The organism is Pantoea sp. NSTU24 (genome assembly GCF_050157905.1).
Classification (GTDB): domain Bacteria; phylum Pseudomonadota; class Gammaproteobacteria; order Enterobacterales; family Enterobacteriaceae; genus Pantoea.
On sequence record NZ_JBKIWZ010000001.1, the window covers coordinates 3,743,649 to 3,770,319 of the forward strand.

The following is a 26,671-nucleotide window of genomic DNA, read 5'->3' on the forward strand; positions in this document are numbered from 1 at the left end:
ATGAATAAGCTGAAACTGAAATCTATTATGTTCGCCAACGCGGTGCTGCTGGCCAGCGGTTTTGCGCTGCCGGCTCACGCCGAAGATGAGGCGCAACTGATCAGGCAGGGCGAATATCTCTCCCGGCTGGGTGACTGCATGGCGTGCCACTCGCTGCCCGGCAAGCCTGCCTATTCCGGTGGACTGGCGATTGAGTCGAACCTCGGCACCATCTTCTCGACCAACATCACACCGGATAAACAGCACGGCATCGGTAACTACAGCGAGCAGCAGTTCTCTGATGCGGTGCGCAAAGGTATCCTGCCGGACGGCTCACGCCTCTATCCGGCGATGCCGTACCCGGACTACGCGAAAATCAGCGATGCCGATATCCACGCGCTCTATGTCTACTTTATGAAAGGCGTGCAGCCGAGCGCGGCGCAGCCGCCGGAAACCGATCTGAGTTTCCCGTTCAGTCAGCGCTGGGGGATGCGGTTCTGGAACTGGGCGTTCACTTCCGATAAGCCGTTCCAGCCGATTGGCGGCGCGTCCGCCGAGATTAATCGCGGCGCCTATATCGTTGAGAGCCTGGGTCACTGCGGCAGTTGCCATACGCCGCGCGGGCTGGGCATGAACGAGAAAGCACCGGACAGCGGTGACGATCAATTCCTGGCAGGCGGCAGCCTGAACCACTGGGAAGTGCCGTCACTGCGCGGGATACCGCACTGGAGCCAGCAGGAGGTGGTGGATTACCTGCAGACCGGGCGCAACGATAAAGCGGCGGTTGGCGGAGAGATGACCTCGGTGGTGGAGCACAGCAGCTCACACATGACCGACGCCGATCTCAACGCCATTGCGGCGTACCTGAAGTTCCTGGGCGGTAACCCGCCGCTACAGGCAGTCAACGTGCAGGCGCAGCAGGCGACGGAAGCGAAACTCACTGCCGCGAAGAACCTCAGCGAAGGCGAGCGTCTCTATCTGGATAACTGTGGTGCCTGTCACTTCGTCACCGGCAAAGGCGCGCCTGGCGTCTTCCCGGAGCTGGATCAGGCGACCATCGTGAACGCTAAGGATCCCACCGGGCTGATCCACACCATTCTGGCCGGGGCGCAGCAGCCCTCGACGGAGAAAGCCCCGTCAAAACTGGCGATGCCGGGCTTTGCCGGACGGCTGAGTGATGATGAAGTCGCACAGCTGGCGACCTTTATTCGTCAGGGCTGGAGTAACACCGCGCCTGCGGTGAGTCGCGATCAGGTTGCAGACGTGCGTAAAACGCTGAAGTAAGGTCAGATGGCCCCCTCTGTTAAGGTGAGAGGGGGCTGTCTCTCAGTGAAAGGTGTGCGCCACTTCCAGCACGCCATTAATGACAAACTGCACGCCCATACAGACCAGCAAAAATCCCATCAGGCGCGAGATAGCCTCAATGCCGCTTTTCCCGACCAGCTTCATGATGGCCCCTGAACTGCGCAGCGATATCCAGAGGATCAGGCTGACCAGCAGGAAGGTCAGCACCGGCGCAACGCTGATCACCCAGGCGGGAAAATCGACGCCGCTTTTGACCGTAGAGGCAGAAGAGATGATCATCGCGATCGTACCCGGCCCGGCGGTGCTCGGCATCGCCAGCGGCACAAACGCAATATTTACCGGCTCTTTGGCCTCATCCAGCTCATCCAGCTTCTGCTTCGCCTCCACCGAATGTCCCGCCGGCTTCGCCGGGAACAGCATCCGGAAACCGATAAAGGCGACGATCAGGCCGCCCGCAATGCGCAGGCCCGGAATGGAAATGCCAAAGGTATGCAGCACCGCGTTGCCTGCGTACCAGGCCACCATCATGATGGCGAAGACATAGAGGGACGCCTGGCGCGCCTGGCGGTTTCGTTCCTGGAAGTTCATCTCGCCCGCCAGCCCTAAAAACAGGGCTACGGTGGTGAGCGGGTTAGCCAGCGGCAGGATAACGACCAGCCCCAGACTGACCGCTTTAATCAGTTCCAGCATCAGCGATCTCCCCGGTTAGTGTTTCGGCCGCTCCAGCGCCTCTAGCAGTTCCGGGAAGAAGTCCTGCAGGATTTCAGGCGTCATCAGTTCGGGGTACTGCATCAGATGTTCGCGGATACGTTCGTTTACCTCCGGCAGCAGACGCTGGGCGGCGGCGCTGGCGGTGATCCGGTGCTTCTTCATGGCGCGCAGCAGATCGGCAGACAGCGTGTCTTCATCGGTGTCATCTTCCACCATCTCCAGCGCATCGAGTTCGTCGAACATCTCCATCAGCGCTTCGGTCTGCGGGGTACGCGACTCATATTCACGCGGATGTTCATCTTCCAGGAAGCGCAGCATCGCACGCATGGGCGTGCCATCGGGCGTCGACGGCGGCTCTGCGGCGAACCAGCTCAGTAGCTGGTGCATAGTGACCTGATGGACGCGATATCCGCTGTCGACCAGTTCGTCGGCCAGCAGCTCGGCGGTTTCGTTCTCAATCAGGCAGATATGAGTACGGTTGGGTTCGTACTGTTCCAGCCACTGGTAGATTTCTTCAATCACGCCATCGTCATACTCGAATTTTTTACTGAGATAGCTGCCATCCTGTTGGTGAACGCAGGCCTGAATCTGATCGGGGTCGAAGTAAAGTGCGATGTTGATGCCTTTCATGCGTGCTGTCCTGTAGAAACCAAAACAACACTATAGCGCCCAACCCCAGGTTAAGGGAATGTCAGGCGTCACAGCATCGGGGCGTTTGATACTCCCCTCGCGGCAGAGAGAGGAGCAGAGAGAAGGGGATCAGGAGATGAAGTTTTTGCCCTGCTTCAGGACGACGTCACAGGCTTTGGTTTTCAGCTTCTCACCCATTGGCGAGTTGCTCAGGCTCTGCAGGTTAAGCTGCTGGCCGTTGCCGGTATTCAGCAGGCCTGCCACGCCCTGGGTGTAATCGGTTTTCTGCTCCTGCGCGGTAGTGGTGTTCAGGCCGAGTTTGCTCAGTACCTGATCTTTCACCGACTGCACATTGTTTTTCACTACGTTGTGTTCGACGCAGTACTGCATTACACCAGCGGCGTTGGTCATGCTGTTGGCGCTGACCGCTTTGTCGCCGCCGCCCAGCAGGCTGGTAATCGAAGAGAGCGACAGTCCGCCGTTCTGCTGGGTGGCGCTGCTGGTGGTGTTAGCATTGTTCTGCTGACTGAGCTGCGACGCCGCACTGCTTAGCTGATCCTGCCAGCTTGCCGCCGAAGCACTGCCTGCCACCAGAAGCGCCGCCACGCCCCATGCCCATGCACTGCGCTGTACCTGTTTCATCTTTACCTCAGTATCTGCTTATTCAGTTTTCCTAAGAGAAGCAAAGGCGCAGAAAGTTCCTGAACTTTTTTAGTTTATTTCCTTTTAAGACTCTTCTGTAAAAATAGTGATGAATAATGAAGTTCCGCGCAATATTGTTTATTTCTCTGCGCAGCGGGATGGCTGTGTAAATAAAAATCTGTCGCTGAAATATTATTTAATATTCTCGCTCGCTATGACAGGAATATTCCTGGTTAATGCTAATTTTTTGACGTTTTTATCGGCAGGGTGCATAACGCTGCGTACCGGAATGTAACTATTCAGCAGTGAAATCAGTTATATTTATGCTATTGTTTTTATGCGGTTTTAATTTATTTCCTCAACGGTAATAACTGGTGTTTTTATTTTTCCTGATGTGAATTAAGGGCTAAATATACATTTTATCCGCAGGGGTTTTTTATTATTCCGGCTTGCGAAATCAGCGAGAGTGTTCATGCTTAATCACTGTGTCAGACAGTTGTGGCAGGTATTTAATCTTAACGGGAGAATCAATATGGCTGGGCAGCCAGAACACAATAATTCTGCAGAGGTCGCGCTTAAACTCGCTGAAGAGGAAATAGCCCTGACGAAGCAAAAGATTGTGGATGGATATGTCCGGGTCACCCGTTCCACAACCGAGCATGACGAGGTCATCAGTACACTGCTTAACCGGGATAAGGTTGAGGTTGAGCATGTAGCAAAATCACAACCCGTAGAGACGATGCCCGACATCAGGGAAGAGAACGGTGTGCTGATTGTCCCGGTAGTTGAAGAAGAAATCCGGATTGTCAGAAAACTGGTGCTTAAAGAGGAGATCCACATCCGAAAAGTGCAGGAAAATGTTCCTTTTCAGGAAGTGGTGACCCGACGTGAGCAGCAGGTAGAGATTGAGAGAGATGACGATCAAAACCGCTAACAGAGAGGAACCTATCATGGCACAGGAAAAAATCGTAACACTGTTCGATTCTGCACATCAGGCAGAGGCCGCGAAAAGAAATCTCGTGAAAGCAGGCTTTTCCGATCGGGACATCAGTCTTATCAGTGGAGAGCGTTTAGAGCAGGAAGGGCAGTCAGTTCGCCATCCGAGCCTCTGGCAGCGTCTGTTTGGCCATACCGTTGATAAAGATCAGGCGGTTGTCTATACCCGGGCGATGGATAAAGGCGGCGTGGTTCTGGCGCTGCGGACCGAAGAGGAGAAGCTGGCACGCGCTATGACGATTCTCCATTCACATGACTCGGTAGATGTGCCGTCACGGATACAGAGCACCCTGGATAGCGGCACAAGCGCGCCGGGCATCAATCCGACGGCGGGCAAACAGTTTGCTGGCGAAACCAATGACCTTCAGATTGAGCCACGACGCACTTCGCTGACCGGTGACGAGAGAGAAGCCGATATTCTGCGTCTGGCCGAAGAACACGTAGAAGTGGGTAAACGTCTGGTCAGCGAAGGCTCCACCCGCGTACGACGCTATACCGTGACCGATACCGTTTCTGAAGATATTTCGCTGCATGAGCAGCATGCTGACATCTTCCGTCGTCCGGTGAATGAACCTGCGCTGGCCGGAGAAGTCGACTGGTCGGAGAAAACCGTCGAGGTCGCTGAGACCCATGAACAGCCTGTGATTAACAAAACGGCGCAGGTGAAAGAAGAAGTGGTGGTGCGCACAGACGGCAGCGACCGTACTGAAACCATTAACGACACGGTGCGTCGTCAGGAAGTGGATATCGACCAGCCGGGCAGCGGACTGGAGCGCGAATTGCCCGGAACGACGGCCGCAGCGAAACCCGCCACAGGTTCACCGTCACCCGCGACGCATAACCGTGACCATAAAGAGAGTATGACGGAGAAGGTGAGCGAGAAAGCCAGCGAAGTGAAGGATAAGGTGGAGAACAAACTGCATCACCGTGAGTATAACCATTCGCACTGAGGCACCGATCCTGACAACCGGTGCTGACGGGTATCACTGATAGCCGATGCTGAAGATGCGACATGCAGAAAGAGCCAGCCGTGAGGCTGGCTCTTTTGCGTTGTGGCTACCGGAAACGTCGCGTTGCCAGCAAGATTTGGATAAGGCTATTGATTGGGACATAACAGAAATGGCTACAAAGTCCTGATGCGACACTGAAATCAATGACCCGCGTTGCCGATTCAGTATTACAACTTCGAAGGCCAGTGGGTGCCTTATCCCTTAACCTCTTCCCAGTTCAGCCCGAACCGTGCCAGACTCAGGCGGTCGAATGGCTGGATTCGCCTGTGGTCTATCAGCAGGAAGCGGCTATCGTCGCTGATTTACGGGAAAGAATACCGGACTGGTTTTCACCATTACGGGCGCGCTGGCACTATCTCTCAATGGCGAAAAAGAACTTTCGGGGATATTTGCAGGGCGACAGCGTGCAGCTGAAAAAGTACTTCTGCGTTTTGCGCCCACTGCTGGCAGTGCAGTGGACAGAGGCCGGAAAAGGTGTGCCGCCTATGCGTTTTGAAGATCTGCTGGCAGGGACGGTAACGGATCCCTCTCTGCTGGCCGAAATCGAACAGCTGCTTGCGCGCAAGTAGCGTGCAGGCGAAGCGGGCTATCCTGCCGCCGGAGGAGTCTGCGCTGGCGTGGCTGGCGCTGTCAAAGCGCACGACAGGCTGGCGCGCGAAGAAGCGTTTGCCAGCGAGTCGGAGAATGAACGGTTGATAGCGCTGTGCGGGAATATCCGTGCTTTACCAGAGTAGCCTGCGCTGATCGAGGCCGGGCTGCATGCTGGTAATAGAAGAGAGCGAGATGCCGCCAACCTGCTGCGTGGTGACAGTGCTGCTGTTACTTTGCTGACTGAGCTGCGATGCTCAGCTGCTCCTGCCAGCTTGCCGCTAATGCATTGCCTGCCACCAGAAGCGCCGCCAGTCCCCATCCCCACGTACTGCGTTGTGCCTGTTTCATCTCAGCCACGGTATGTGCTTATTCAGTTTCCCGAAGAAGGGTGAGGAGCAGAAAATTCCTGACTTTATTAAACAGCGATTTGGGAATCTCCTGCAATAAAAGTTTAAATATTCAGAGGGTTGCGGGGGTTAATATGCTTTGAAGTAATTTCATGGAATTAATAATGAGCACCTTTCGCTTAAATATCATTTAATATCCTTGCTGGTTTTATAAGGGGGGTGAGTTAAATTAAATTTTCAACTTTGCTTGTGGCGAATTTTATAAAAGAGTGATCGGGTTAGGTAATAGTTATCTTTGAGGTTATATTTACCAGGTTGTCTTTTTTCTTTTATATTCTCGGCAATTACTGGTGCGATGAATTTAATGCCATAATTAAACTTAGATTGAAGGATTTTTATTATCCCGCCTTGTCGAAAGTCGCCGTATTTATGTCCTGCCTGCTATATTTCGCAGGAGTCAGGTACAGCGTGTTCGTCAGATATCTGGTCTGAACGCATGACGACTTACATTTGTTGTCCGGGCTTGAGTCAGCGCAGGGTTAACGGCGGTCTGGCTTTTCAGCTATCAGCCAGGTCAGGCCGTAAATAACCAGCCCCACAACAAGAATGAGCAGCGGAGCAATGATGCGCATGGCACCCTCATTCAGCGTGGCTGCCAAAAAAATACCCACCACCATAGCCATTAATACCAGACCACCGGACACTTCAGCGATGAGCTTACGAAGAAGTCTAATAAGTTTCGATAGCATTAATAAATTCTCTGGAGGCTGAGGGATTTTTACGTAACATTTCACCCATTTTGATGAAGTTCTGCAGGGGGGCCTCGAACATGAAATAGAGCATGTCATAGTCGTTAATCCGCAGTTTTCGCCACAGTTGAGGGTTTTGCATCTGAAGTCGTCTGGAGGCTTCACAGGCGCGGGAAATCACGCCCTGAGCGATGATGCCGCCAGTCAGGCCACCAGTCAGCCCCCTGAGGGCTATGCGTGAAATGAATGACAGCATGACTCCACTGACGACCTTTGATCCCAGGTAAGAAGACAATGTTAGTTGCGTAGCCGTCCGGCTGGTCATTGACGTTGCGTTGCCTGTCAGCTTGTCATAAACCTTACGCAATGCAGGTTCGGGAAGGTACTGCAGCGAATCATAAATGATGATATTAACGATTTTCGCTATCTTATTTCTATCCCTGAAGGCCTGATAGACAGCCCGTCCAACACGCACGTCGTCATGCATATTACGTGACTGGATGCGTCTGCCGCCATCAGAAAAATTTAAATCCTGAAAGGTTCGCTCCAGCCCCAGATAAAAATCCATCGGTACTGAAACCACGCCCGATAAGACTGAACTGGCGAGCATTGTTGCGTCCATTGCTTTTTCCCGAAAGTCGCATCCTTTGATGACTTAACATTAAAATATCGTAACTGTTGTGGCAATCTTTTGACGATCCAGGTCGCACCAGAATGACACCTGTTAAAGATTTTATGTAAAAAATTCCGCAAAGTTACAACGGGTAACAGTGGCACATTTTCTTCGATATAATCACAAAATATCCGCGCTAACCAGGCAGACATAAAACCTGAGGGAATAAAGTGAACTGTAAACCGATGCTTTTCGTGCTGGCGGCGTTCTCTCTGTCGGCTCAGGCCGCCCAGAGCGGAACAACGCTTCAGCATAAAGACTGGGAAGTCGTCTGTGATAATACGCTGACCTGCCGCATGGCCGGTTATGGCAAAGAAGAGGATCCCTCTGGCTCCATCCTGCTCACCCGTGCCGCTGGCCCCGCAACGGAGACGGTGGGAGAAGTCACGCTGGGTGACACCGAAGATGACAGCGAACCCGCGGAGAAGCTGACGCTGTGGATCGACGGCAAGTCAGCGGGCGATCTGACGGCGGCCGATGACAACTGGCGGCTGTCGGCCAGCCAGACCGCTGCGATAATCAGCGCCGTCAAAGGCAATGGTAAGGTCGAATTTAAGGGCGGCTCAAAGCCGTTCCAGCTTTCCGGCGAAGGTGCATCTGCTGTGCTGCTGAAAGCTGACGACGTGCAGGGCCGTATCGGTACGCCAGGCGCGCTCACCAGAAAGGGCAATAAACCCGAAAGCAGCGTGGTTAAGGCCGTGCCCGCACCGGTCATTCAGGCAGCAAAAACGCTTAGCGGCGAACCTCGCTTGCTGACCGCACAAGAAGCCGATGCGCTGAAAAACCGGTTACTGGCCTCAGTTAATCATAATGACGATGACACCTGCGACAGCCTGTTTTCACCGGCAGAGAACAGCGATCCGGAGACGGATGGACTCTCTCTGACGCCGCTGGATGACAACCACGCTTTGCTGTCTGCGCTCTGCTGGCGAGCTGCTTATAACGAAGGCTATGGCTACTGGGTCATCGATAAGCAGCTCAAAGGTACGCCGATACTGGTGACCGTTTCCGGATCAGATTACGACAAGGGCGAGATTACCAGTGTGCAGAAAGGCCGGGGCATCGGGGACTGCATGAGCCAGGAAAGCTGGGTCTGGGATGGTCAGGCTTTCCGTAAAAGTTATGTCGGTGGAACCGGCATGTGCCGCTATATCCATGCGGGCGGCACCTGGGATCTGCCGACGCTGGTCACGGACGTGAAGCCTGTTGCGGAGTAGATCGGCTGGTTAAGGCGATCATGACGTTTGCCTGAACGGCTGTAAGGTTATCCGTTTCACTGCGCACAGGCTGTTTCGTCACACTGTGCCGGTGAAACCGGCATGCTGACGTGACTGTTCAGCGCGGGCAGGGAATGGCAGGATTCCAGCCAGAGAGGCCACGCGGCGTGGATGAGAACCCGGCAGACGTTTTTTTCAGCAGTTGCATCGGCGTCTGCGGATAAGGGTTGCGGAAACAGGGGGCAACGGTATAATCCACAACGTTTTCCGCATCCCTTCAGTGCCGAAGTGGCGAAATCGGTAGACGCAGTTGATTCAAAATCAACCATCGAAAGGTGTGCCGGTTCGAGTCCGGCCTTCGGCACCATCGGAACATCAATAGACGTCAACGGACGTCTTTTTTGTGCCTGAAATCCAGTATCCGCAAGGCTTTCCTCGCTTTTTCACTCAACCTAAGTCAACCTGATTCAATCTACATCAACTTACTGATGCGGGCACAACTGCTGGTATATCCTGGTTCGATAATGTTTGTACCCACACAGAAGCCTTGAAAGGACACTCATCATGGCTCTGAGTGATGTGAAGGTTCATTCGGCTAAGCCTGAAGCAAAAGCCTATAAGCTGACGGATGGTGACGGCATGGGTTTGCTGGTTCACCCTAACGGTTTCAAATATTGGCGTCTTCGTTATCGCTTCGGAGGTAAAGAGAAGATGCTAGCGCTGGGGAAATACCCTGAAGTGTCGTTGGCGGATGCCCGGGCACGCCGGGATGAAGCCCGTAAGCTGTTAGCTAATGGTGTCGATCCAAGTGAGAACAAGAAAGCCGTTAAAGTAGAGCAGGAACAAGAGGCGATAACGTTTGAAGTGGTTGCCAGAGACTGGCACGCCAGTAATCAGAAATGGTCGACATCGCATAGCGCTCGTGTATTGAAAAGCCTCGAAGATAATCTCTTTGCTGCCATTGGTAAGCGGAACATTGCTGAATTGAAGACACGGGATCTGCTTGTACCCATCAAAGCCGTCGAGTCATCCGGGCGGCTCGAAGTTGCCGCCCGTTTACAGCAGCGTACTACCGCGATCATGCGCTTTGCTGTGCAGAGTGGTTTAATCGACTATAACCCCGCGCAAGAGATTGCCGGTGCGGTTGCCACGGCGAAAAGACAGCACCGTGCTGCTCTGGAACTTAACCGTATTCCTGAATTACTTCATCGCATTGATCACTACTCCGGCAGGCCGTTAACCCGCCTAGCGATTGAACTCACCTTGTTAGTTTTCATTCGTTCAAGCGAACTTCGTTTTGCCCGCTGGTCAGAAGTAGATTTTGAAAATGCCATGTGGACAATTCCAGGAGAGCGTGAGTCGCTGGAAGGTGTTAAACATTCTCAGCGTGGTTCAAAGATGCGGACACCTCATCTTGTTCCTTTATCGCGGCAAGCCTTAACCATTCTGGAAAAGATCAAAAGCTTGAATGGGAATCGAGAGCTGGTTTTTGTGGGCGATCATGATCCACGTAAACCAATGAGTGAGAACACGGTGAACAAGGCTCTGCGAGTGATGGGTTATGATACAAAAACGGAAGTATGTGGGCATGGTTTCAGGACAATGGCTTGTAGCTCACTGATTGAATCGGGCTTGTGGTCGAGAGATGCTGTAGAGAGGCAAATGAGCCATCAGGAATGCAGCTCTGTAAGGGCGGCTTACATCCATAAGGCGGAGCATTTAGGAGAGAGAAGGTTGATGTTGCAGTGGTGGGCTGATTTTCTGGATGCTAATCGGGAGAGGGGGGTAAACCCGTTCGATTTTGGGAAGCATTTCAAGATCTAAATGTTTCTAAGTACCCATTGGACAATACCGTATACCAAGGGTGTGGATATTTGAGAATATAAATTTCAAATATGTATTTTTGAGTATCCATGAGAAAATGCCTAAACATTTAGGTTGATACAATAAAGCTGTATTATGTAAAAATGAATACTTAACAGACTAATGATCAACATCTTAGGATGGTATAATGAACGACTACTCCGATGTAACACGTTTATACACTATGGAAGGCGCAACGCATCTGTATTCAAGCGAACCTGCCTTACTGACTACGGCTGATCTTTACCAAGTCAATCGCAACCCTGCCTATCTGAAGGCATTAGAGGGCTGTAATATTTATCTTATTACTTGCCGTGAACGCATATTTATAAAGCCTGAAAACTTTTCACTGAATGGTAGAACTGTTATTGGCTCATTTCTTGTTAACAGAGTGACTGGATTCACTGAGGTACCGTTTGAGTATTACATCTCTAAAGAAATGGTGCCAGAAGAAGATAGAATCATTGATATTGCGGTTGATTTAAACGGAACCAAACTTGTTGTAATAACTGCCAATATCAAACAGATTGTATCTGTTAGTAACTTGATCGCAGAAGCCCGTTCAAATTTGCTTCCCACCGATACTGATTTAAAAGTTATGTATGTTGGCCAGGGTATTGGGCGGAAGGGGACGCGTACTGCTGTTGACAGATTGCGAGCTCATTCAACTTTACAACGTATTCTTGCAGAAATGAGTACTCATTTCCCAGCATCCGAAGTATTGCTGCTACTTTATCGGTTTGAGCATGGACGAACCATTATAAGCAATGGTGGCAATATGAATGTAGAGCCGCTTTCTTCAATAGCAGAAGATTCTCTTCATTTCAACAGACTAAGTAGTGTTAAATTGACTCGTGCTGATATAGTTTCTTTAGCTGAGGCGGGATTAATAAACTATTTTAAACCCGAATATAACGTTTTGATCAAGCATTCTGATTTTGCATCAAGATCACGCATGAAAATCCTTAACCGCCTTTTGAACAGTGGTATTACCGGTCTGATAATAGAGATTGGTAGTGCAAATATTCGTTCTAGAATTGGAACCGAACATGCTATACCAAAGAATCTCGCGGATTTGTATACACCTGATGCTTTAGAAGGGAAAAATATTAAGGATGCAGACATACGTAAACAATGGCAATCCGAGTTGTATATCCAGAGCCATAGTCATTGTGCCTCATTTCCTTTAACAAGCACATGTGAAAGAAATACATTTTTGCATGGAACTATATTCATGGATAATAGTGAGATTCCATTCGGTACTTAAGCTAATTCAAACTGAATCCAAAGGTGAGGCCCTGCGTTATCAAGAAGTTTTTTTATAGAAGGATCTAATAAAATATTATATTTGTTAGGCTTGGTATATAATTGCATAAGATGCATCTAACCAGATGACAATAATTATAGAAGAGAACGGGTTGTATGTGAAACAACCCGATTGAATAGATTAAACTCTCGAAAATGGAACAGCATGCTTTATATACATATTAAAAAATTGTCCCTTAGAAGGGGCTGATTTGAATTGCTCGTAAAGATGTTCATTAACATTATAGTATTGGTAAACAGCTCCATCCTTAAATTCGATTTCCATGGTTTCACTGGCGGAATCATAACCAGCAGACATAATGTTTGACGATGATACGGCGTCGCGGTGCATATTTAGCTCTCCTCAGGTTCATCTTCGATTGGTGAACGGGTGATTTCAAGTTTTTGGACAACTGCGTTAGTCTGCTGACTACGCCAAGAGGCAACCACACGGTCATAGCCTTCGGCTGAACGCCTGCTAGCCCAAGCTTGGGTGACCTTGGGATCGTTACTACGGGGTAAGTGCTTTTGGCAGGGCAAGGTAATGCGACAGCGGACAGGGAGTCGAGCAGCTTCACCGGTGATGATTGCTTCACCGGTTCTCAACACGGGCAAAAGGTCCATCAGCCCGGCTAAGTTATCCGGCAAAGTTCCTTTCACGCGCGCACGATCTACAGGATTTGATAACCGAAGCGCGATGATCGTGCCACATTGAGATAAAACGGTCTCATCTACTTCTGCTGGTCGCTGGGATACAATCATAGCACCTACACCATATTTACGGCCTTCTTTTGCTATGCGTTTTACCACTTCAGAGGCGACTGTTCCAGCATCAGGTCCTAGATAACGGTGAGCCTCTTCCATGACCACTAAAAGAGGACGCTCTACACCTCCCTCTGATTTTTCCCGACTCCAAAAAAGTGCTTCATAAACAATACGTAAAATAGAACCGATGAGTCGAGTCAAAACTCCGCTAGGAACTCCGGACAAATCCAATATAGTGATTTGTTTATCATGGCCGAGCCAACCTTCTAACAGTTTGTCGAGATCTGATTTAACTGTCCCCTTTAGGTCTGGCTCCCAATCGCCAGGGTGAAGAAGAAAATCATAGCGGCGATCTAGTAGGCGAGAACGAAGTAAATTTAATGGTCTTCGAATACCTCTAGCAGCTGTGTTGGTGAATGGCCCTTTGGCGCCCATTGCATGAGGTTGATACTTTGGTGCGACCAAGTTTTCTGCATCCCCAGATTCTTCAAGTGCAGGCTCATCCCGATTTGCACCGATATAGGTGGTTGTTTCAAAATCAACTAATTCATACCAAAGTTGTTTTAAGCTAAACGGTACCGGGCTATCTACAGTAAGAGTTCTGGAATCAATGCCTGCTCTTGGATTTATTTTAATGCCCTTGTCCTTTAACTCTACAATTTTATCAGTAAAGGCAATTTCGTGAGCTTCAGAAAGCCCTCCAGTTATGAAATCTAAAAGTTCACCAGCCTCTAAAGCCCAAAAGGGAACAAATAACGGTTTTTGATCCTGGTTAGGGGTTGCACTGAAAACAGTCGATACGTCTTCCAAAGCTTTAGTGTACTCGCCATGGATGTCGAGCATAAGGATACGAGCGCCAGGTGATCCCTGGATTTCATCTTTCCGAATAATTGATCTCAGGAGGCTAGCGACAGTTGTGGATTTACCTGCCCCAGTTGACCCTAGTATTGCTGAATGGCGTGTTACAAGAGCATCTAAGGAAAGACGTACGTCAATGTTTTCCGCGCTCGCAAGATGCCCTATGCTCACTTGGTCGTCACCGATTGAACCGTAAATTCTTCTTAGATCAGCTTCAGTAACCAAGTGTACTGAGTCATTTATATTAGGATGCTGGCTTAAGCCTCTTTCAAATTGACCACCGACTGTTTCACCGGCAAGCTGGACTGTCATCCATCTACCTGAGTCGATTTCAGAAATATCAGATTGTGATGGTGCGGCAGTGGCTCCGATCTCAGAAACGATACCAAATAGGTCCTGATAGCCTTGAGGAATTCTGACAAAACTGCCTACTTGGCCAACTCGATATGTATGTCCTTTAATGACGGCAAAACCAGAGTCTAAGGACTCTGCAAGTTTTATAGTGAGGGTGGCACCTGAAACAGCACTAACGACACCTAAATATGTCGGATCATTACCACTCATTTGGGCCTTCCTCTAGCTTAACCGCATTTCTGCCGCTTCCATTAGTTTCATCCTCAGATCTATCTGGTTCATCCCTTTTCAAAGATTGTGCTATCAAGTCATTTGCTTGAGCTAATGCACAGAAGCGAGCAAAAGCTGCAAAGTCCCCTAACAAAAATTGATTTGGCTCTTTCGGCCATCGTGCTGCCCAGAAACTTTCACGAATACTTCCCCAGTTTTTAGGTAATTCCCCTGGACGCCATTTTCCTGGAACTCCCCCGATGACGGCCCCATCTGCTGCGTAGACGCTCAGATTAGGTCTGTCACTTGCTAATTTTACTGCAGGCTCTTCCTTTGCAAGATCTTGATATTGAAACGCTAATACTGCCGTATTGGCGTTCATAGCCAAACTTTCATCAAGAACGGCACAAATATGTGCATCCCTAAATGAAAATCCAACCGTGAGCAACAAAGAGTCGGGGGTAAGTAAAAACCTTTTAAGTCTCTCAAAGAGAGCCGAATAAGGTTGTTTTTGAGTTAGGTCATATTTTAAATGGTCTGGATATACTAATTCGGCGGCCTCTCTCCCATGCCCTCGGACAACAGCTCCGTCTTCCAAGGCCCAACCTAGAGAACCATGCATCTTCCACAGCTTTGTCCATCGAGCTGGTAAGTCGTCGCCTGCTACTGAGACAGGGTCAAAGAAAGGCTTACTCCCTCCAGAAAATCCGTCAAAATAAGGAGAACGAACTCTTTCAAATGCTTCTTCGAAAAGAAAATCATAGTTCGTGGTGAATATTTCTACAGAATTAGAACGAACGGTACCAGTAATCCATGCGACTAAATCAGAATATGCATTACGTTCTTTTGGTAAATAAACACCGACTATTTCAGAAATTTTTTTACAAATATTTTTGCCTAGTTGTTTATACTCCTCAGAGTCTAGTCCCTCTACTTTTGTTTTCCCCAACGCTTGTTCTAATAAACGGATACGTGAAAGAACTGACTCAATATTAGCGGTACTTCCTAAATTTGTTTTTATTGCTTCGACCGCTTTCGTTTGAATCTCAGTTAACCCGGAGGTTGCTTGGAGTGTCAGTTCTTCTACGCCCGGAATAAGCGATTTACCATCCGAGTCAATTTCATTGTTATCGTTTACGCGGATTGCGAGTGGTGCTCCTGCACCGACAAGAATCCCAATACGCTTCCTACCCTGCGACAGTACCTGTCGCAGATCAGACATAAACCGATCTGGATTGTGGAACGTTTCCATGGTTCTCCCCTTACTAGATGTGGCTAACGAACGCACTCCGTGTAGCCCTAAAAGTTGATAGCCTCCTGCATAGCAGTTACCCCAACAATCTATCTAATCCAAAATTCTAAACTTTAACATTCTTGGGACCAGAAAAATTTTCTTAACCGTTGAGAGAGTATTAGTAGCAGATTAAGCACTTCGGACAATATGTTCATCTTGGATTTATTTGACTTGCTTCATGGTTGTCAATATTGGCGTGATGGAGGTCACACATTGAAGCCGCTTAGTTACGATTGAATCTAATTTAGATGAAGTGGATAGATGCTGTTTAGTTCCACAACCTTGTGGCAAGAACGTTTCATGCCCGACTTTGGGAAAACTGCCATTTTTTGTTTATGAAAACTCTGGTTGAGCTTCGTCTGCTTCCTTGCTCTACGGTAGTTGCATCAAACTTGTACCCGTTTTGGCAAAGTGTAATTAAATCAGGCTGAATTTATGAGATAATCTTGGTCAATGTGACTTTGCATACAGTGTCGGATGCCCGCTTAAAGACTAACTATTATGGGGTTTCCACTTGTCAGTCCTGGCCATTAAGGCGATGGACTTAGATTGTTTTTCATAAGAAAAAGAGAATGCATTACATGGCCAAATTACCAACCAAGAAAGCTAGCAAAGGCTTCGAAGAGACTCTTTGGGATACTGCCAATCAACTGCGTGGCAGCGTGGAATCCTCCGAGTACAAGCACGTAGTGTTGAGCTTGGTATTCCTGAAATTTATCAGTGACAAATTCGAAGCCAAGCGTAAGCAGTTAATTGATAACGGACAGGAAGCCTTTGTCGATATGGATGTTTTCTATCAGCAGGATAACGTCTTCTTCCTACCGCCAGAAGCCCGTTGGTCTTATGTCAAAGCCCGAGCGAAGCAAGATGACATCGCGGTGATTATCGATACGGCCCTTTCTACTATAGAGAAACGCAATGCGTCGCTGACGGGTGCCTTACCTGATAACTACTTCTCTCGTCAGGGGTTGGAGGTGAAAAGGCTCGCTTCTCTCATTGATACCATTGAGAACATAGACACCCTCGCCAACGAATGCGATCTGACCGAAGAGGATCTCGTGGGCCGCGTCTACGAGTATTTCCTTGGCAAGTTTGCTGCCAGCGAAGGTAAAGGTGGTGGAGAGTTCTATACCCCTAAAGCAGTGGTGACTTTGCTTGCTGAAATGCTCGAACCCTATCAAGGTAAGATCTATGATCCCTGTTGTGGCTCAGGCGGTATGTTCGTGCAGTCCCTAAAATTTGTTGAAAGTCATCAGGGTAAAAGCAAGGATATAGCCATCTACGGCCAGGAATTGACCAGTACCACCTACAAGCTGGCCAAGATGAACCTGGCAGTGCGCGGCCTCTCCGGTAATCTGGGAGAGCGTCCGGCTGATACCTTTTTTGCCGATCAGCACCCGGACCTCAAGGCCGATTTTATCATGGCCAATCCACCGTTTAACTTGAAGGACTGGCGCAACGAAGCGGAGCTCACCAACGATCCACGTTTTGCAGGTTTTCGCACTCCTCCTACCGGCAATGCTAACTATGCTTGGATCCTGCACATGCTCTCCAAGCTGAGTGAAGACGGTACTGCAGGCTTTGTGCTGGCTAATGGCTCCATGAGCTCGAATACCAGCGGTGAGGGAGAGATCCGCCAAAAGCTGATTGAAGATGACCGTATCGAATGCATGATTGCCCTGCCGGGGCAGCTGTTCTTCACCACCCAGATCCCGGTTTGTCTGTGGTTTATCAGTAAAAACAAACAAGCCAATCCTCAATATGGTTACCGCGGCCGTCGCGAAGAGACTCTTTTTATCGACGCCCGCAATCTTGGCACTATGGTGAGCCGTACCCAAAAAGAGCTGACTAAAGAGGATATCGCCACCATCGCTGATACCTTCCACGCCTGGCGCAGTAGCGAGAGTGAACTCAAGCGTCGTATCGAATCCAACGAGATCGGTGTCGAGCAATATCAGGATCAGGCGGGTTTCTGTAAAGTCGCGACTCTTGATGAGATCAAAGCGAACGACTTTGTTCTCACTCCTGGACGCTATGTCGGGGCTGCTGATATTGAGGATGATGGGATTGCTTTTGAAACTAAGATGCAGGAGCTGACCCAAACTCTTTATCAACAGTTGGATGAAGCGGCAACGCTGGATCAGGCGATTCGTGCGAATATGGAGGCATTGGGTTATGGGGAGTAAGTGGTCTAGTTGGGCTCTTTATGAGCTGGATATTACTTTTGAAGATGGAGATAGATCTAGTCGTTACCCTAAAGCGAATGAATTCTTAGAGTATGGTAATCATCCATTTTTAAACACAAAAAATATTGTTGATGGAAGGTTGGATTTAAGTGAAATTAACTTTCTATCGGATCAGAAATTTTCTGAAATTAAAAAAGGAAGAGTAAATCCGAATGATATCATCATCTCAACCAGAGGGAGCCAATTAGGTAAAGTTGCATTCTACAGTGACCATAGCTGGAGCCAGCCGCTAATAAATGCTCAACTTCTTATTATTCGTGTAAAAGATGAGCGACTTATTCCTGAGTATTTGTATCTGTTACTCAACTCAACGGATGGAAAAAAACAAATTGAAATGTTGAAATCAGGTTCTGCTCAACCACAGTTGCCAGTAAGAGATTTAAAGAAACTTATAGTTAACCTTCCTGATATAAATATACAAAAAAAAATATTACTATTACACAATAGCCTCGACAACAAAATTATGCTCAATCGCCAAATCAACCAGACCCTAGAACAGATGGCGCAAGCACTATTTAAATCATGGTTTGTGGACTTTGATCCCGTGATCGATAATGCGCTGGATGCGGGCTTTTTTGATCAGGGTTTAGAGTTCCCTGATGACTTGCTGCGCCGTGCTGAGGCCCGTAAAGCTGCGCGCGAAAATGCCGACTTCAAACCCTTACCGGAGGATATCCGCCAACTATTCCCTGCAGCCTTTGAGTTATGCTCTGAACCTTCCCTGGGATTGAGGGGGTGGGTGCCCCAGACATGGGCAGTAACTACAGTTGGTGATGTATTTATTGTGAAAGGCGGCTCTACGCCGAGCACTACAAACCCTGATTTTTGGGAGGGGGGTGACATCCACTGGACCTCACCCAAAGACCTCTCGGGTAATAACGACAAAATCTTGCTGACAACTGAGCGTAAAATCACTTCAGCAGGATTGCAGAAAATCTCATCAGGATTATTACCTACGGAAACGGTACTAATGTCCTCTCGCGCACCTGTCGGCTACCTAGCTTTGACCAAAATTCCTACAGCAATAAATCAGGGTTATATCGCAATAACTGATACAAAATTCCTGTCGCCGGAGTTTACGTTGTATTGGCTTGATTCAAACATGGACATAATTAAAAGCATGTCCGGAGGTACCACTTTTGCAGAGATTAGCAAAAAGACGTTTCGTGGAATACAACTAGTCATTCCAAAAATTGATGTTGTAAGTTTTTTTTCGACGATAGTCGGTTCGTACTTATCCAAAATCACTAAAAATTCTGAAGAATGCAGCACGTTAGAAGACCTCAGAGATTATTTATTGCCAAAGTTAATTAATGGCGAATTCGAGGTGAATTCATGACACAAAATGCATTTCGCCTCAGCCTGAGTACAAAAGCGATAGCGGGGACAGATTCTGCTATTCATCTTATTGAGCAGAAAGAGAGATTAGAGGCAGCTATCCAAGCTCAAGATTCTGCTCTGTCGATCGACCTGTCAAAGGCTTTCCTTGAGTCAATTTTTAAAACCATAATTTCAGACCGATTGGAAGAACCAGACTTACGTAAAGAATTTTTTCCTCTTTTTAGGGATGTAAAGGATCGGTTGCCATTCAGTGACGATGAGGATATTGCTGAAAAAATTTCTCGGCTCGCAGGATCAATCGTAAGTGTAACTAATGAGCTACGTAATAGACATGGGGCAGCTTCCCATGGAAGTGATGGTTATCACCAAAGCGCTCTGCGCATGGGCGATGTGGAATTTATAGCTTCTTCAGTTGATGGCCTGGCAGCATTTCTTTATAAAAAACATCGTGAAACACTTGAGCCTGATAACCATTATCGTATTCGATATGAGGATTACCCTGATTTCAATGACTGGCTTGACGGTCAATTTGATGGTTTTTCAATGCGTTTATCCGAGAAAATAGCTATAGAATACCTCGCAAGTCAAATGCTATTTGAGCAAGATCCTGCCACTTATAGGGAGATGTTACTTCAATATACCTCTACAGAAGAATCGGAGGATGAAGATGACTAGTCCCTTATACTTCACAGAATCAAAGCTGGAACAGTCCATTATCTCCCTACTGGGGCAGCACTCCAATACGGAAGGCCAACCCTGTTACCCTCATTTTGTCGGTAGCAATGTGCCGCGCAAAGAGAAAAGTGAGGTGCTGATTACCGATGACCTGCGCCAGTATCTGGCCAACCAATATCAGGTTGAGGGGATCACGGAAGGGGAGATTTCTCATATCCTCCACCAGTTGCAGACGCTGCCTGCCAGCGATCTCTACCAGAGCAATAAAACCTTCTGCCACTGGCTCAGCAACGGCTTTTTACTTAAACGTGAAGATCGTGATAAGAAAGACCTCTATATCGAGCTGATGGATACCAGCACCTTGTCAGAGCAGTTAGCCAGCTTATTTACAGGGCATGGCGAAGAGATGGTTGAGGTGGGCAATAATATCTATCGGTTAGTTAATCAACTGGAGATAGAAGGCCAGACCCGTGACGGCGGGCTGCAACTGCGCATCCCCGATGGCATCTTGTATGTGAACGGCTTGCCGCTGGTAGTCTTCGAGTTTAAATCGGCGGTACGTGAAGAAGAGGCCACCACCTATGACGCATGGCGCCAACTTTGTGTGCGTTACAAGCGTGATATTCCTAAGCTGTTTGTCTATAACGCGCTTTGTATTCTGAGCGACGGGGTGAACAATAAGCTGGGAAACCTGTTTGCCCCTTACGAGTTCTACTACGCTTGGCGCAAGGTGAACGGTAACGAGTCCACCGAGCAAGATGGCATCAATGGTCTTTACACTCTGATCCAAGGGCTATTTCATCCGGTCCGTCTGCTGGACGTGCTGAAGAACTTCGTCTTTTTTCCAGACACCAGCAAACATGAGGTGAAGATTTGCTGCCGCTACCCGCAGTATTACGCCGCTCGCAAGCTTTACTACAACATTAAAAAAGAGCGCAAGCAGATAACGGCTAACGGCGAGAATATCGGTGGCACCGGTAAAGGGGGAACCTACTTTGGTGCTACGGGCTGCGGCAAGAGCTATACCATGCAGTTTCTTGCCAGGCTACTGATGAAGAGCATCGATTTTGCCAGCCCGACCATTGTTCTCATAACCGACCGCACCGATCTCGATGAACAGCTCGCAAAGCAATTCTGCAATGCTACCGCTTTTATCGGCGATGCGGTGATAGAACCGGTCGCCAGCCGTCAGGATCTGCGGGACAAGCTGGCCGGATGTGCTAGCGGCGGGGTTTTCCTGACCACCATTCACAAGTTTACTGAAGATATTCAACTGCTCTCCAATCGCAGCAATATCATCTGTATTTCAGACGAAGCCCACCGAAGCCAGATCAACCTCGACCTAAAGATCAGCATCGATGCTGAAAGCGGAACGGTCAAAAAGACCTACGGCTTTGCTAAGTATCTACATGACTCGCTGCCTAACGCTACCTATGTTGGCTTTACCGGCACCCCTATCGACGCCACACTGGATGTGTTCGGCCCTACCATCGACAGTTACACCATGACCGAGTCGGTTAACGATGAAATCACGGTCCGGATTGTCTACGAAGGGCGAGCAGCCAAAGTGGTGCTTGATAACAGTAAGCTGGAAGAGATCGAGCAGTATTATCAAGAATGCGAAAAACTGGGTGCCAGTGAACACCAGATTGAAGAGAGCAAGAAAACCACGGCCAATATGAATTCCATCCTGGGCGATCCTGATCGCATCGAGGCATTGGCTAAGGATTTCGCCCAGCATTACGAAAAACGGGTGACGGAAGGTTCGACTATTAAAGGCAAGGCGATGTTTGTCTGTGCCAGCCGCGAGATTGCCTACGATTTCTATAAGAGTCTGAAGCTACAGCGCCCCGATTGGTTCGAGGCGAAACAGGCTATCGATGGTGCCACTCTTACCGAGCAAGAGAAGAAAGAATTGATGAGTCTTCCTCTGGTCAACATGGTCATGACCCGAGGCCAAGATGATGATGAGGCCATGTATAACTTGCTCGGTACTAAGGAGTACCGCCGTGAGCTAGACAAACAGTTCAAGAACCCTAAGTCCAACTTCAAAATTGCCATCGTGGTGGACATGTGGCTAACCGGTTTTGACGTGCCCGAACTTGATACCATTTACATCGATAAGCCGCTGCAAAAGCACAATTTGATCCAAACTATCTCGCGAGTAAACCGCCGCTTTGAGGGCAAAGAGAAGGGCTTGGTAGTCGATTACATTGGCATCAAAAGTCGAATGAATATGGCGTTAGCGATGTACTCGAAGGCTGATAAATCCAACTTTGAAGATATCCAACAGTCGCTGATTGAGGTGCGTAATCACCTACACCTTCTTGCTCAGGTGTTTCATAATTTCGATAGCCGCGGTTACTTCTCAGGCACACCGGCGCTACAGCTGGAATGCCTTAACCGGGCCGCCGAGTTTGCTTTGCAGACCAAGAAGATTGAGCTGCGCTTTATGGGATTGGTGAAACGCCTGAAAGCCGCCTATGACGTTTGCGTGGGTAGTGAAGAGATCACTCAGGACGAGCGTGAGCGAATTCATTTCTATCTGGCCGTACGCTCTATCGTCTACAAGCTTACTAAGGGCGATGCGCCAGACACCGCGCAGATGAATCAGAAAGTGCGTGAGATGATTGCCGAGGCGCTCAAGGCTGAAGGGGTAGAAGAGATCTTCACCTTAGGCGAAGATAAAGCCGAGACTATCGACATATTTGATGACGAGTACATGGCTCGTATCGGCAAGATCAAGTTGCCCAACACCCGGATGCAACTACTGCAAAAAATGTTGGCAAAAGCCATCAGCGATTTTCAAAAGGTGAACCAGCTGCAAGGCATTAATTTCTCCAAGCGTTTCCAGGCATTGGTTGAACAGTACAACCAGCGCAAAGAGAACGACGTGCTAAACGGTGAAGAGTTCGACACGTTCACTCAGCAGATGGCCGACATGATCTACGATATTAAGTCCGAGATGATGTCGTTTGCTGATATCGGCATCGACATGGAAGAGAAGGCCTTTCTCGATATCCTCGCGCATATGTGCGAGAAGTACGATTTCACCTATGACAAAGATAAGATGTTGGAATTAGCCAAGGATATGAAGGTGATTGTCGATGACAGTGCCCAGTACCCCGACTGGAGCAACCGCGATGACATTAAGGCCAAACTCAAGGTAGACCTTATCCTGCTGCTACACCGCTATGGCTTCCCTCCGGTTGCCAATGATGAAGTCTACAGGAGCGTTCTGGAGCAGGCGGAAAACTTTAAGAAGTATCTTCATAGCTGATTTATCAGATTGAGGTTTGGCATGACGTTTCATGTGTAACTGATTGCCACCTCAAGCTGAACTGACTCTCATTTTATAGGTACTTTAGAGTCATTTTAAAAGTGTCCAACCCCAATGGTTAAAACAGTTGGAAAGGTACCTATACGCTAGGTATATCACTTACCCACATCATCCTCTCCCCGGGCTTTCCTGTTATTTGGTATGGCACAACCCATAATTTTAAGGTGTTAGAAAAAGCAAAGTGCTGCGGTATCGGTTGGCTAAAGTCATCATGCGCAGGGTAAATCAGATACATTTCGCCACTCCCATCAAGATATTTTTGGCCGTAGGCAAACATTTGATAGAAGTCAGCTTGTGCCAGTCCATATAGTGATTTTGTGTGCTTGCTGCCATTCACCAGCTTCCATTTCGTATCCATCACCATTTTGGTTTGAACTGGTAGGCGTGATTGAATTAACAAGTCTGGGCGAAGCTTAAAGCAGTCGTGAAATCCATGTTTCACAAGAGAATAAGTGGAAACCTGTGGTTGAACTTTAAAGTGAGGGGGAAGCTCGTGGGGGAGGGTTTGTGCAACAAAAGACTCAAACACCGCTTCCATAGGGAACAAGAGCGATATCGCATTAGTATTTCCCTGCAAGGCACTTGGGCTCATTCCTCTCAGGATCAATTGCGCCCACGCCATTGGCTCGTTGTAATGAGACATACCACGATCGAGGCGTAAGCTGTTTATATCACCGTCAATATCCCGGCTAAGTGGAATACCGTCAAACGCAAAGCGCAGTTCGTAAAGCCAGCGTTGATTCTCTGATGACAGCTGCAGACTAAGTAACTTATCCAGTGCAGAGTGTAAGAGACGATTGGCTGCACAATCAGGCATATAGTCATCATAATTGACACAAAACTTATGGCGATTCACCGAGTTATGTCTCAGCTGTGCAGAAAGCATCAGCTTGCCCTTCATAAAAGCCAGATTACCTTGCTCACTCACATAGTCGGAGCGTAAACCTTGTTTAAGCAATTGGCTGACGCTAAGCAAGAACTGACTGATAAAAATCTCAAGCAAAGGCATACGCTGAGCCTGAAGAGTGGCCTGTTGGGTTTGAATATGTCGAAACCCAGGCAGATGGCTTAGCATTGTCAGCAATGTTGCACGTGCATTCGCAGCTGTGAGGTTTTTACCAACCTTGGGCAGTATCTCAAGCTGGAAACCGTGAGGTGTTGAAAGCATCCCCGCGTAGTTTTGCACCTGAAGCAATTTGAAGCCTGAGCGAGAGGTGAGTTTGAGAAACTGGCTTCCTTGAATGCTTGCCAGGCTAAGTGCTTCTAAATAATTGAAGACATGTTGAGGCACCAGCTTCACGCCAACGGAAGCCGCTTTTCCACTCCCTAGCAGGTCATATTCAAAAACTGAGATAACTTCACCCATGATTTACAGCCTGCTCATCGAGGGGGGCCTGCTGGGGCTGATAAATTGAACGATAAGCCTGTGGCATATTCCAGATCTCTTGATCGAAATCTTCGAGCTCGTAAGCTGTCGATTGCTGCTTATGGCGTTGTAAACCATGGTTATTACCAAAAAGCGTATCGAAATCGTCTGTTTTCTCAATCACGAATTGCAGGCTGTCGTCTTGCTTTTGGTTGTCAGCCAGCACCAACCTGATCTTGTTCCAGTCATCGAAAAAGTATTCCTGTAAAAGCGGAATGATCTTTTTCTGGAATGCGATCTTCAATTGTTTAAACGCAGCTTCTTCATCACCGGCATCGAGTGCATTTTTTACTGGCATAAAGAACGCATGTCCCAGAGTATGCTCACGATCGTAAAGCGCTTCTATGCGGCTATTGAGTTTCTCTAACAACGGTTCGAGCTCTATGCCTTTCACCTTAGCTCCACTCAGTAAAGAGAGATCTGGCATCATTTCGACAAAGTCAAAGCGGCGGCGTAAAGCCGTGTCCATCAGAGCTAAAGAACGGTCTGCGGTATTCATGGCTCCGATGATGTCGACATTGGCGGGTACGCTGAAGTGATCACCGCTATAAGACAGTTGCAGGCTCATTGCATTGGACATACCCGTACGCTTGTCTACTTCAATGAGTGAGATTAGTTCACCAAAGATCTTGGATATGTTTCCGCGATTGATCTCATCAATGAAAATGGCGTAGCGATGTGCTGGATCGGCATTGGCACGCTGACACAGCCGCATAAAGATACCCGGCTCAATAGGGTAAGAGATGTTGCCACTTTCGTCAGAGCGAGCGCGGATACCCTCAATAAATTCTTCATAGCCGTAAGATTGGTGGAACGTAACCACTGCAAAACGCTGGATGGCTTCGGCAGATTTAGGACCGCGTTTAAGTTCGGCGTAGAGCTCTACCAAATCCTCCACTTGCTCGAGCTGTGAATCAACTAGCAACCATTCGCTGTTATCTGTTTTGTTAAATACGGCAGGCTCACGCCGATTCTTATAATCAACAGTTAGCGACTCCGGAACTGTATAGGCTTGCAAAGCCGCCCAGGCAGTATTCGATAGATTGCCATTACGACCGTTTAATAATGCCTTACGTTGAAACCACATATGTTCAATAATTTGGCGAACTTTGGCTCGTTTCCCAAGATCGAGCAGCACCAGCGTTATAACCTGCATCCAATTCAACGATTCAAGGTGAGAATCCAGCCATGCATCACGATCAGCGGGGACAGCATGAGAAGTGTACTCTTTCATTTTTTGCTGCAACCTGAAAGTCTTGCCAGTGCCTGGGGGGCCAAAGAAGATCACGTTAGTTGGTGAATGTGGAATGGTCTTGTTCTCGACGGGCTCACTGCTGGTTATGGATGTCGTGCTAGCTACTTTCTCCTGCTTTTGTTCATTATCGCGTTCACGGAGCAATTCATAGAGATGCCAGATGGCCATATTCACGTAATAAGGATCTTTGTTAGGAGATTTGGCGTGTATGGCTTGTTTCAAATCATAGTTTTTCCGTAACCAATTTCCGGTCAGTACCAAACCGAGATGGAAGTGTTGATTTAGGAATTCTGCTGCTTTATTAAAAGCATTCTCATCCACAGTACTGGTGAAGTTATCTGGCGAGAACGCGGCAAAGACACGATTTCTTAAACTCCAATACATGCGCTTAAGCTGTCCGGTCTCTTTAGCCTGCTGTAGCGCATTGCCTACGTATTGGTAGGTTGCTTCATTCGGTTGCTGACGAATCCGTTCGGTGAGTTCTCTAAGCAATGGGAGGCTTTGCTGATATTCTGCTAATGATGGAACGCCCTGACGAATACTGGCAATACCGTTATCGCGTTCATACCAGAGCCTCTTGACTAAATCATCCGTTTCAGGCGCAGAAAAAGTTGAGGTTTGTTGTAGCAAGGTCGTAAATTCACGGTATCGCTGATCCCACTTGGAAGCTGAGTAATTTTTATCTTTCGCCAGGACATCAATCAATTCACTGATCGTCAGCTTGCCTGCTTCAATACTATCAACAAGATCCATCGTAGTTTTTCCTTTGATGCCACATTTCTTACAAGGTAGCCAATGAGCTGTTTTATGATCTATCTTACCAAGCATGAGTTTGCAGCCAAGTGCCATGAGTAAGATTTTCAATGGAAAGTACAGTTTTGACATGTCA

At 48.3% G+C, this 26,671-nt stretch carries 21 protein-coding genes, 1 tRNA gene and 1 pseudogene; 12 read left to right on the top strand and 11 right to left on the bottom strand.

Features of this window, described 5'->3' with window-relative positions:
• Positions 1-1,263, top strand: coding sequence for a c-type cytochrome (locus ACLHDD_RS17725; protein WP_427105096.1), 1,263 nt, complete (start codon positions 1-3; stop codon positions 1,261-1,263).
• A 42-nt stretch (positions 1,264-1,305) separates the two neighbouring features.
• On the opposite strand, the gene ACLHDD_RS17730 is transcribed toward ACLHDD_RS17725, so the two are convergent.
• The 3 genes from ACLHDD_RS17730 to ACLHDD_RS17740 form a co-directional block, all read right to left on the bottom strand.
• Positions 1,306-1,974: a MarC family NAAT transporter gene (locus ACLHDD_RS17730; RefSeq protein ID WP_313652940.1), complete on the bottom strand. Its 669-nt coding sequence runs from the start codon at positions 1,972-1,974 to the stop codon at positions 1,306-1,308.
• 15 nt (positions 1,975-1,989) lie between these two features.
• On the bottom strand, positions 1,990-2,625 hold the full coding sequence (locus ACLHDD_RS17735; protein WP_313652941.1) for a hypothetical protein: 636 nt from the start codon (positions 2,623-2,625) through the stop codon (positions 1,990-1,992).
• Positions 2,626-2,754: 129 nt separating this feature from the next.
• Entirely contained in the window at positions 2,755-3,267 is a 513-nt protein-coding gene (locus tag ACLHDD_RS17740; protein WP_427105097.1) for a DUF2501 domain-containing protein, read from the bottom strand.
• A gap of 532 nt (positions 3,268-3,799) precedes the next feature.
• Between ACLHDD_RS17740 and ACLHDD_RS17745 the strand changes: the two genes are divergently transcribed.
• The 3 genes and pseudogenes from ACLHDD_RS17745 to ACLHDD_RS17755 all read left to right on the top strand — a co-directional run.
• Entirely contained in the window at positions 3,800-4,201 is a 402-nt protein-coding gene (locus tag ACLHDD_RS17745; RefSeq protein ID WP_427105098.1) for a DUF2382 domain-containing protein, read from the top strand.
• 16 nt (positions 4,202-4,217) lie between these two features.
• A complete protein-coding gene (locus ACLHDD_RS17750; RefSeq protein WP_427105099.1) occupies positions 4,218-5,213 on the top strand; it encodes a YsnF/AvaK domain-containing protein in 996 nt (331 codons plus the stop codon).
• 305 nt (positions 5,214-5,518) lie between these two features.
• A pseudogene (locus tag ACLHDD_RS17755) lies at positions 5,519-5,839 on the top strand (DNA polymerase beta superfamily protein); the annotation flags it as partial.
• 911 nt (positions 5,840-6,750) lie between these two features.
• Here ACLHDD_RS17755 and ACLHDD_RS17760 read toward each other — a convergent pair.
• Together ACLHDD_RS17760 and ACLHDD_RS17765 are read right to left on the bottom strand one after the other, a co-directional pair.
• Positions 6,751-6,960: a hypothetical protein gene (locus ACLHDD_RS17760; RefSeq protein ID WP_427105100.1), complete on the bottom strand. Its 210-nt coding sequence runs from the start codon at positions 6,958-6,960 to the stop codon at positions 6,751-6,753.
• Positions 6,941-7,582, bottom strand: coding sequence for a hypothetical protein (locus tag ACLHDD_RS17765; protein ID WP_427105101.1), 642 nt, complete (start codon positions 7,580-7,582; stop codon positions 6,941-6,943). The genes ACLHDD_RS17760 and ACLHDD_RS17765 overlap by 20 nt, the downstream gene beginning before the upstream one ends.
• Positions 7,583-7,818: 236 nt before the next feature.
• Between ACLHDD_RS17765 and ACLHDD_RS17770 the strand changes: the two genes are divergently transcribed.
• Complete coding sequence (locus ACLHDD_RS17770; protein ID WP_427105233.1) at positions 7,819-8,850, top strand: DUF1176 domain-containing protein; 1,032 nt, start codon at positions 7,819-7,821, stop codon at positions 8,848-8,850.
• Positions 8,851-8,968: 118 nt separating this feature from the next.
• On the opposite strand, the gene ACLHDD_RS17775 is transcribed toward ACLHDD_RS17770, so the two are convergent.
• Positions 8,969-9,109: a hypothetical protein gene (locus tag ACLHDD_RS17775; protein WP_427105102.1), complete on the bottom strand. Its 141-nt coding sequence runs from the start codon at positions 9,107-9,109 to the stop codon at positions 8,969-8,971.
• Positions 9,110-9,132: 23 nt separating this feature from the next.
• Between ACLHDD_RS17775 and ACLHDD_RS17780 the strand changes: the two genes are divergently transcribed.
• The 3 genes from ACLHDD_RS17780 to ACLHDD_RS17790 all read left to right on the top strand — a co-directional run bounded on the left by ACLHDD_RS17780 (position 9,133) and on the right by ACLHDD_RS17790 (position 11,980).
• Positions 9,133-9,217, top strand: a tRNA-Leu gene (locus ACLHDD_RS17780).
• A 197-nt stretch (positions 9,218-9,414) separates the two neighbouring features.
• Positions 9,415-10,674: a tyrosine-type recombinase/integrase gene (locus ACLHDD_RS17785; protein WP_427105103.1), complete on the top strand. Its 1,260-nt coding sequence runs from the start codon at positions 9,415-9,417 to the stop codon at positions 10,672-10,674.
• A 187-nt stretch (positions 10,675-10,861) separates the two neighbouring features.
• On the top strand, positions 10,862-11,980 hold the full coding sequence (locus ACLHDD_RS17790) for a hypothetical protein (RefSeq protein ID WP_020885378.1): 1,119 nt from the start codon (positions 10,862-10,864) through the stop codon (positions 11,978-11,980).
• Between the two features lie 180 nt (positions 11,981-12,160).
• On the opposite strand, the gene ACLHDD_RS17795 is transcribed toward ACLHDD_RS17790, so the two are convergent.
• From ACLHDD_RS17795 to ACLHDD_RS17805, 3 genes are read right to left on the bottom strand one after another with little or no spacing between them, the layout of a single operon-like run.
• The gene (locus ACLHDD_RS17795; RefSeq protein ID WP_020885377.1) at positions 12,161-12,370 is read right to left on the bottom strand and encodes a KTSC domain-containing protein; all 210 of its coding nucleotides are present in this window, start codon (positions 12,368-12,370) and stop codon (positions 12,161-12,163) included.
• Between the two features lie 2 nt (positions 12,371-12,372).
• Positions 12,373-14,205, bottom strand: a complete 1,833-nt coding sequence (locus ACLHDD_RS17800; RefSeq protein WP_020885376.1) for an ATP-binding protein — start codon at positions 14,203-14,205, stop codon at positions 12,373-12,375.
• Positions 14,195-15,457, bottom strand: coding sequence for an SIR2 family NAD-dependent protein deacylase (locus ACLHDD_RS17805; protein ID WP_427105104.1), 1,263 nt, complete (start codon positions 15,455-15,457; stop codon positions 14,195-14,197). The genes ACLHDD_RS17800 and ACLHDD_RS17805 overlap by 11 nt, the downstream gene beginning before the upstream one ends.
• 623 nt (positions 15,458-16,080) lie before the next feature.
• Here ACLHDD_RS17805 and ACLHDD_RS17810 point away from each other — a divergent pair.
• The 4 genes from ACLHDD_RS17810 to ACLHDD_RS17825 are packed head-to-tail and all read left to right on the top strand — an operon-like array spanning position 16,081 to position 23,041.
• Positions 16,081-17,685 (top strand): type I restriction-modification system subunit M, encoded by a 1,605-nt coding sequence (locus ACLHDD_RS17810; RefSeq protein ID WP_427105105.1) that lies wholly within the window; start codon positions 16,081-16,083, stop codon positions 17,683-17,685.
• Complete coding sequence (locus tag ACLHDD_RS17815; protein ID WP_427105106.1) at positions 17,675-19,084, top strand: restriction endonuclease subunit S; 1,410 nt, start codon at positions 17,675-17,677, stop codon at positions 19,082-19,084. Before ACLHDD_RS17810 ends, ACLHDD_RS17815 begins: the two co-directional genes overlap by 11 nt.
• Positions 19,081-19,761, top strand: coding sequence for an abortive infection family protein (locus ACLHDD_RS17820; RefSeq protein ID WP_020885372.1), 681 nt, complete (start codon positions 19,081-19,083; stop codon positions 19,759-19,761). Before ACLHDD_RS17815 ends, ACLHDD_RS17820 begins: the two co-directional genes overlap by 4 nt.
• Positions 19,754-23,041, top strand: coding sequence for a type I restriction endonuclease subunit R (locus tag ACLHDD_RS17825; RefSeq protein ID WP_427105234.1), 3,288 nt, complete (start codon positions 19,754-19,756; stop codon positions 23,039-23,041). The genes ACLHDD_RS17820 and ACLHDD_RS17825 overlap by 8 nt, the downstream gene beginning before the upstream one ends.
• A gap of 139 nt (positions 23,042-23,180) precedes the next feature.
• Here ACLHDD_RS17825 and ACLHDD_RS17830 read toward each other — a convergent pair whose 3' ends face one another.
• A complete protein-coding gene (locus tag ACLHDD_RS17830) occupies positions 23,181-24,467 on the bottom strand; it encodes an McrC family protein (protein WP_165061407.1) in 1,287 nt (428 codons plus the stop codon).
• Positions 24,460-26,535 (bottom strand): McrB family protein, encoded by a 2,076-nt coding sequence (locus ACLHDD_RS17835; protein WP_427105107.1) that lies wholly within the window; start codon positions 26,533-26,535, stop codon positions 24,460-24,462. The genes ACLHDD_RS17830 and ACLHDD_RS17835 overlap by 8 nt, the downstream gene beginning before the upstream one ends.
• Positions 26,536-26,671 lie beyond the last annotated feature (136 nt).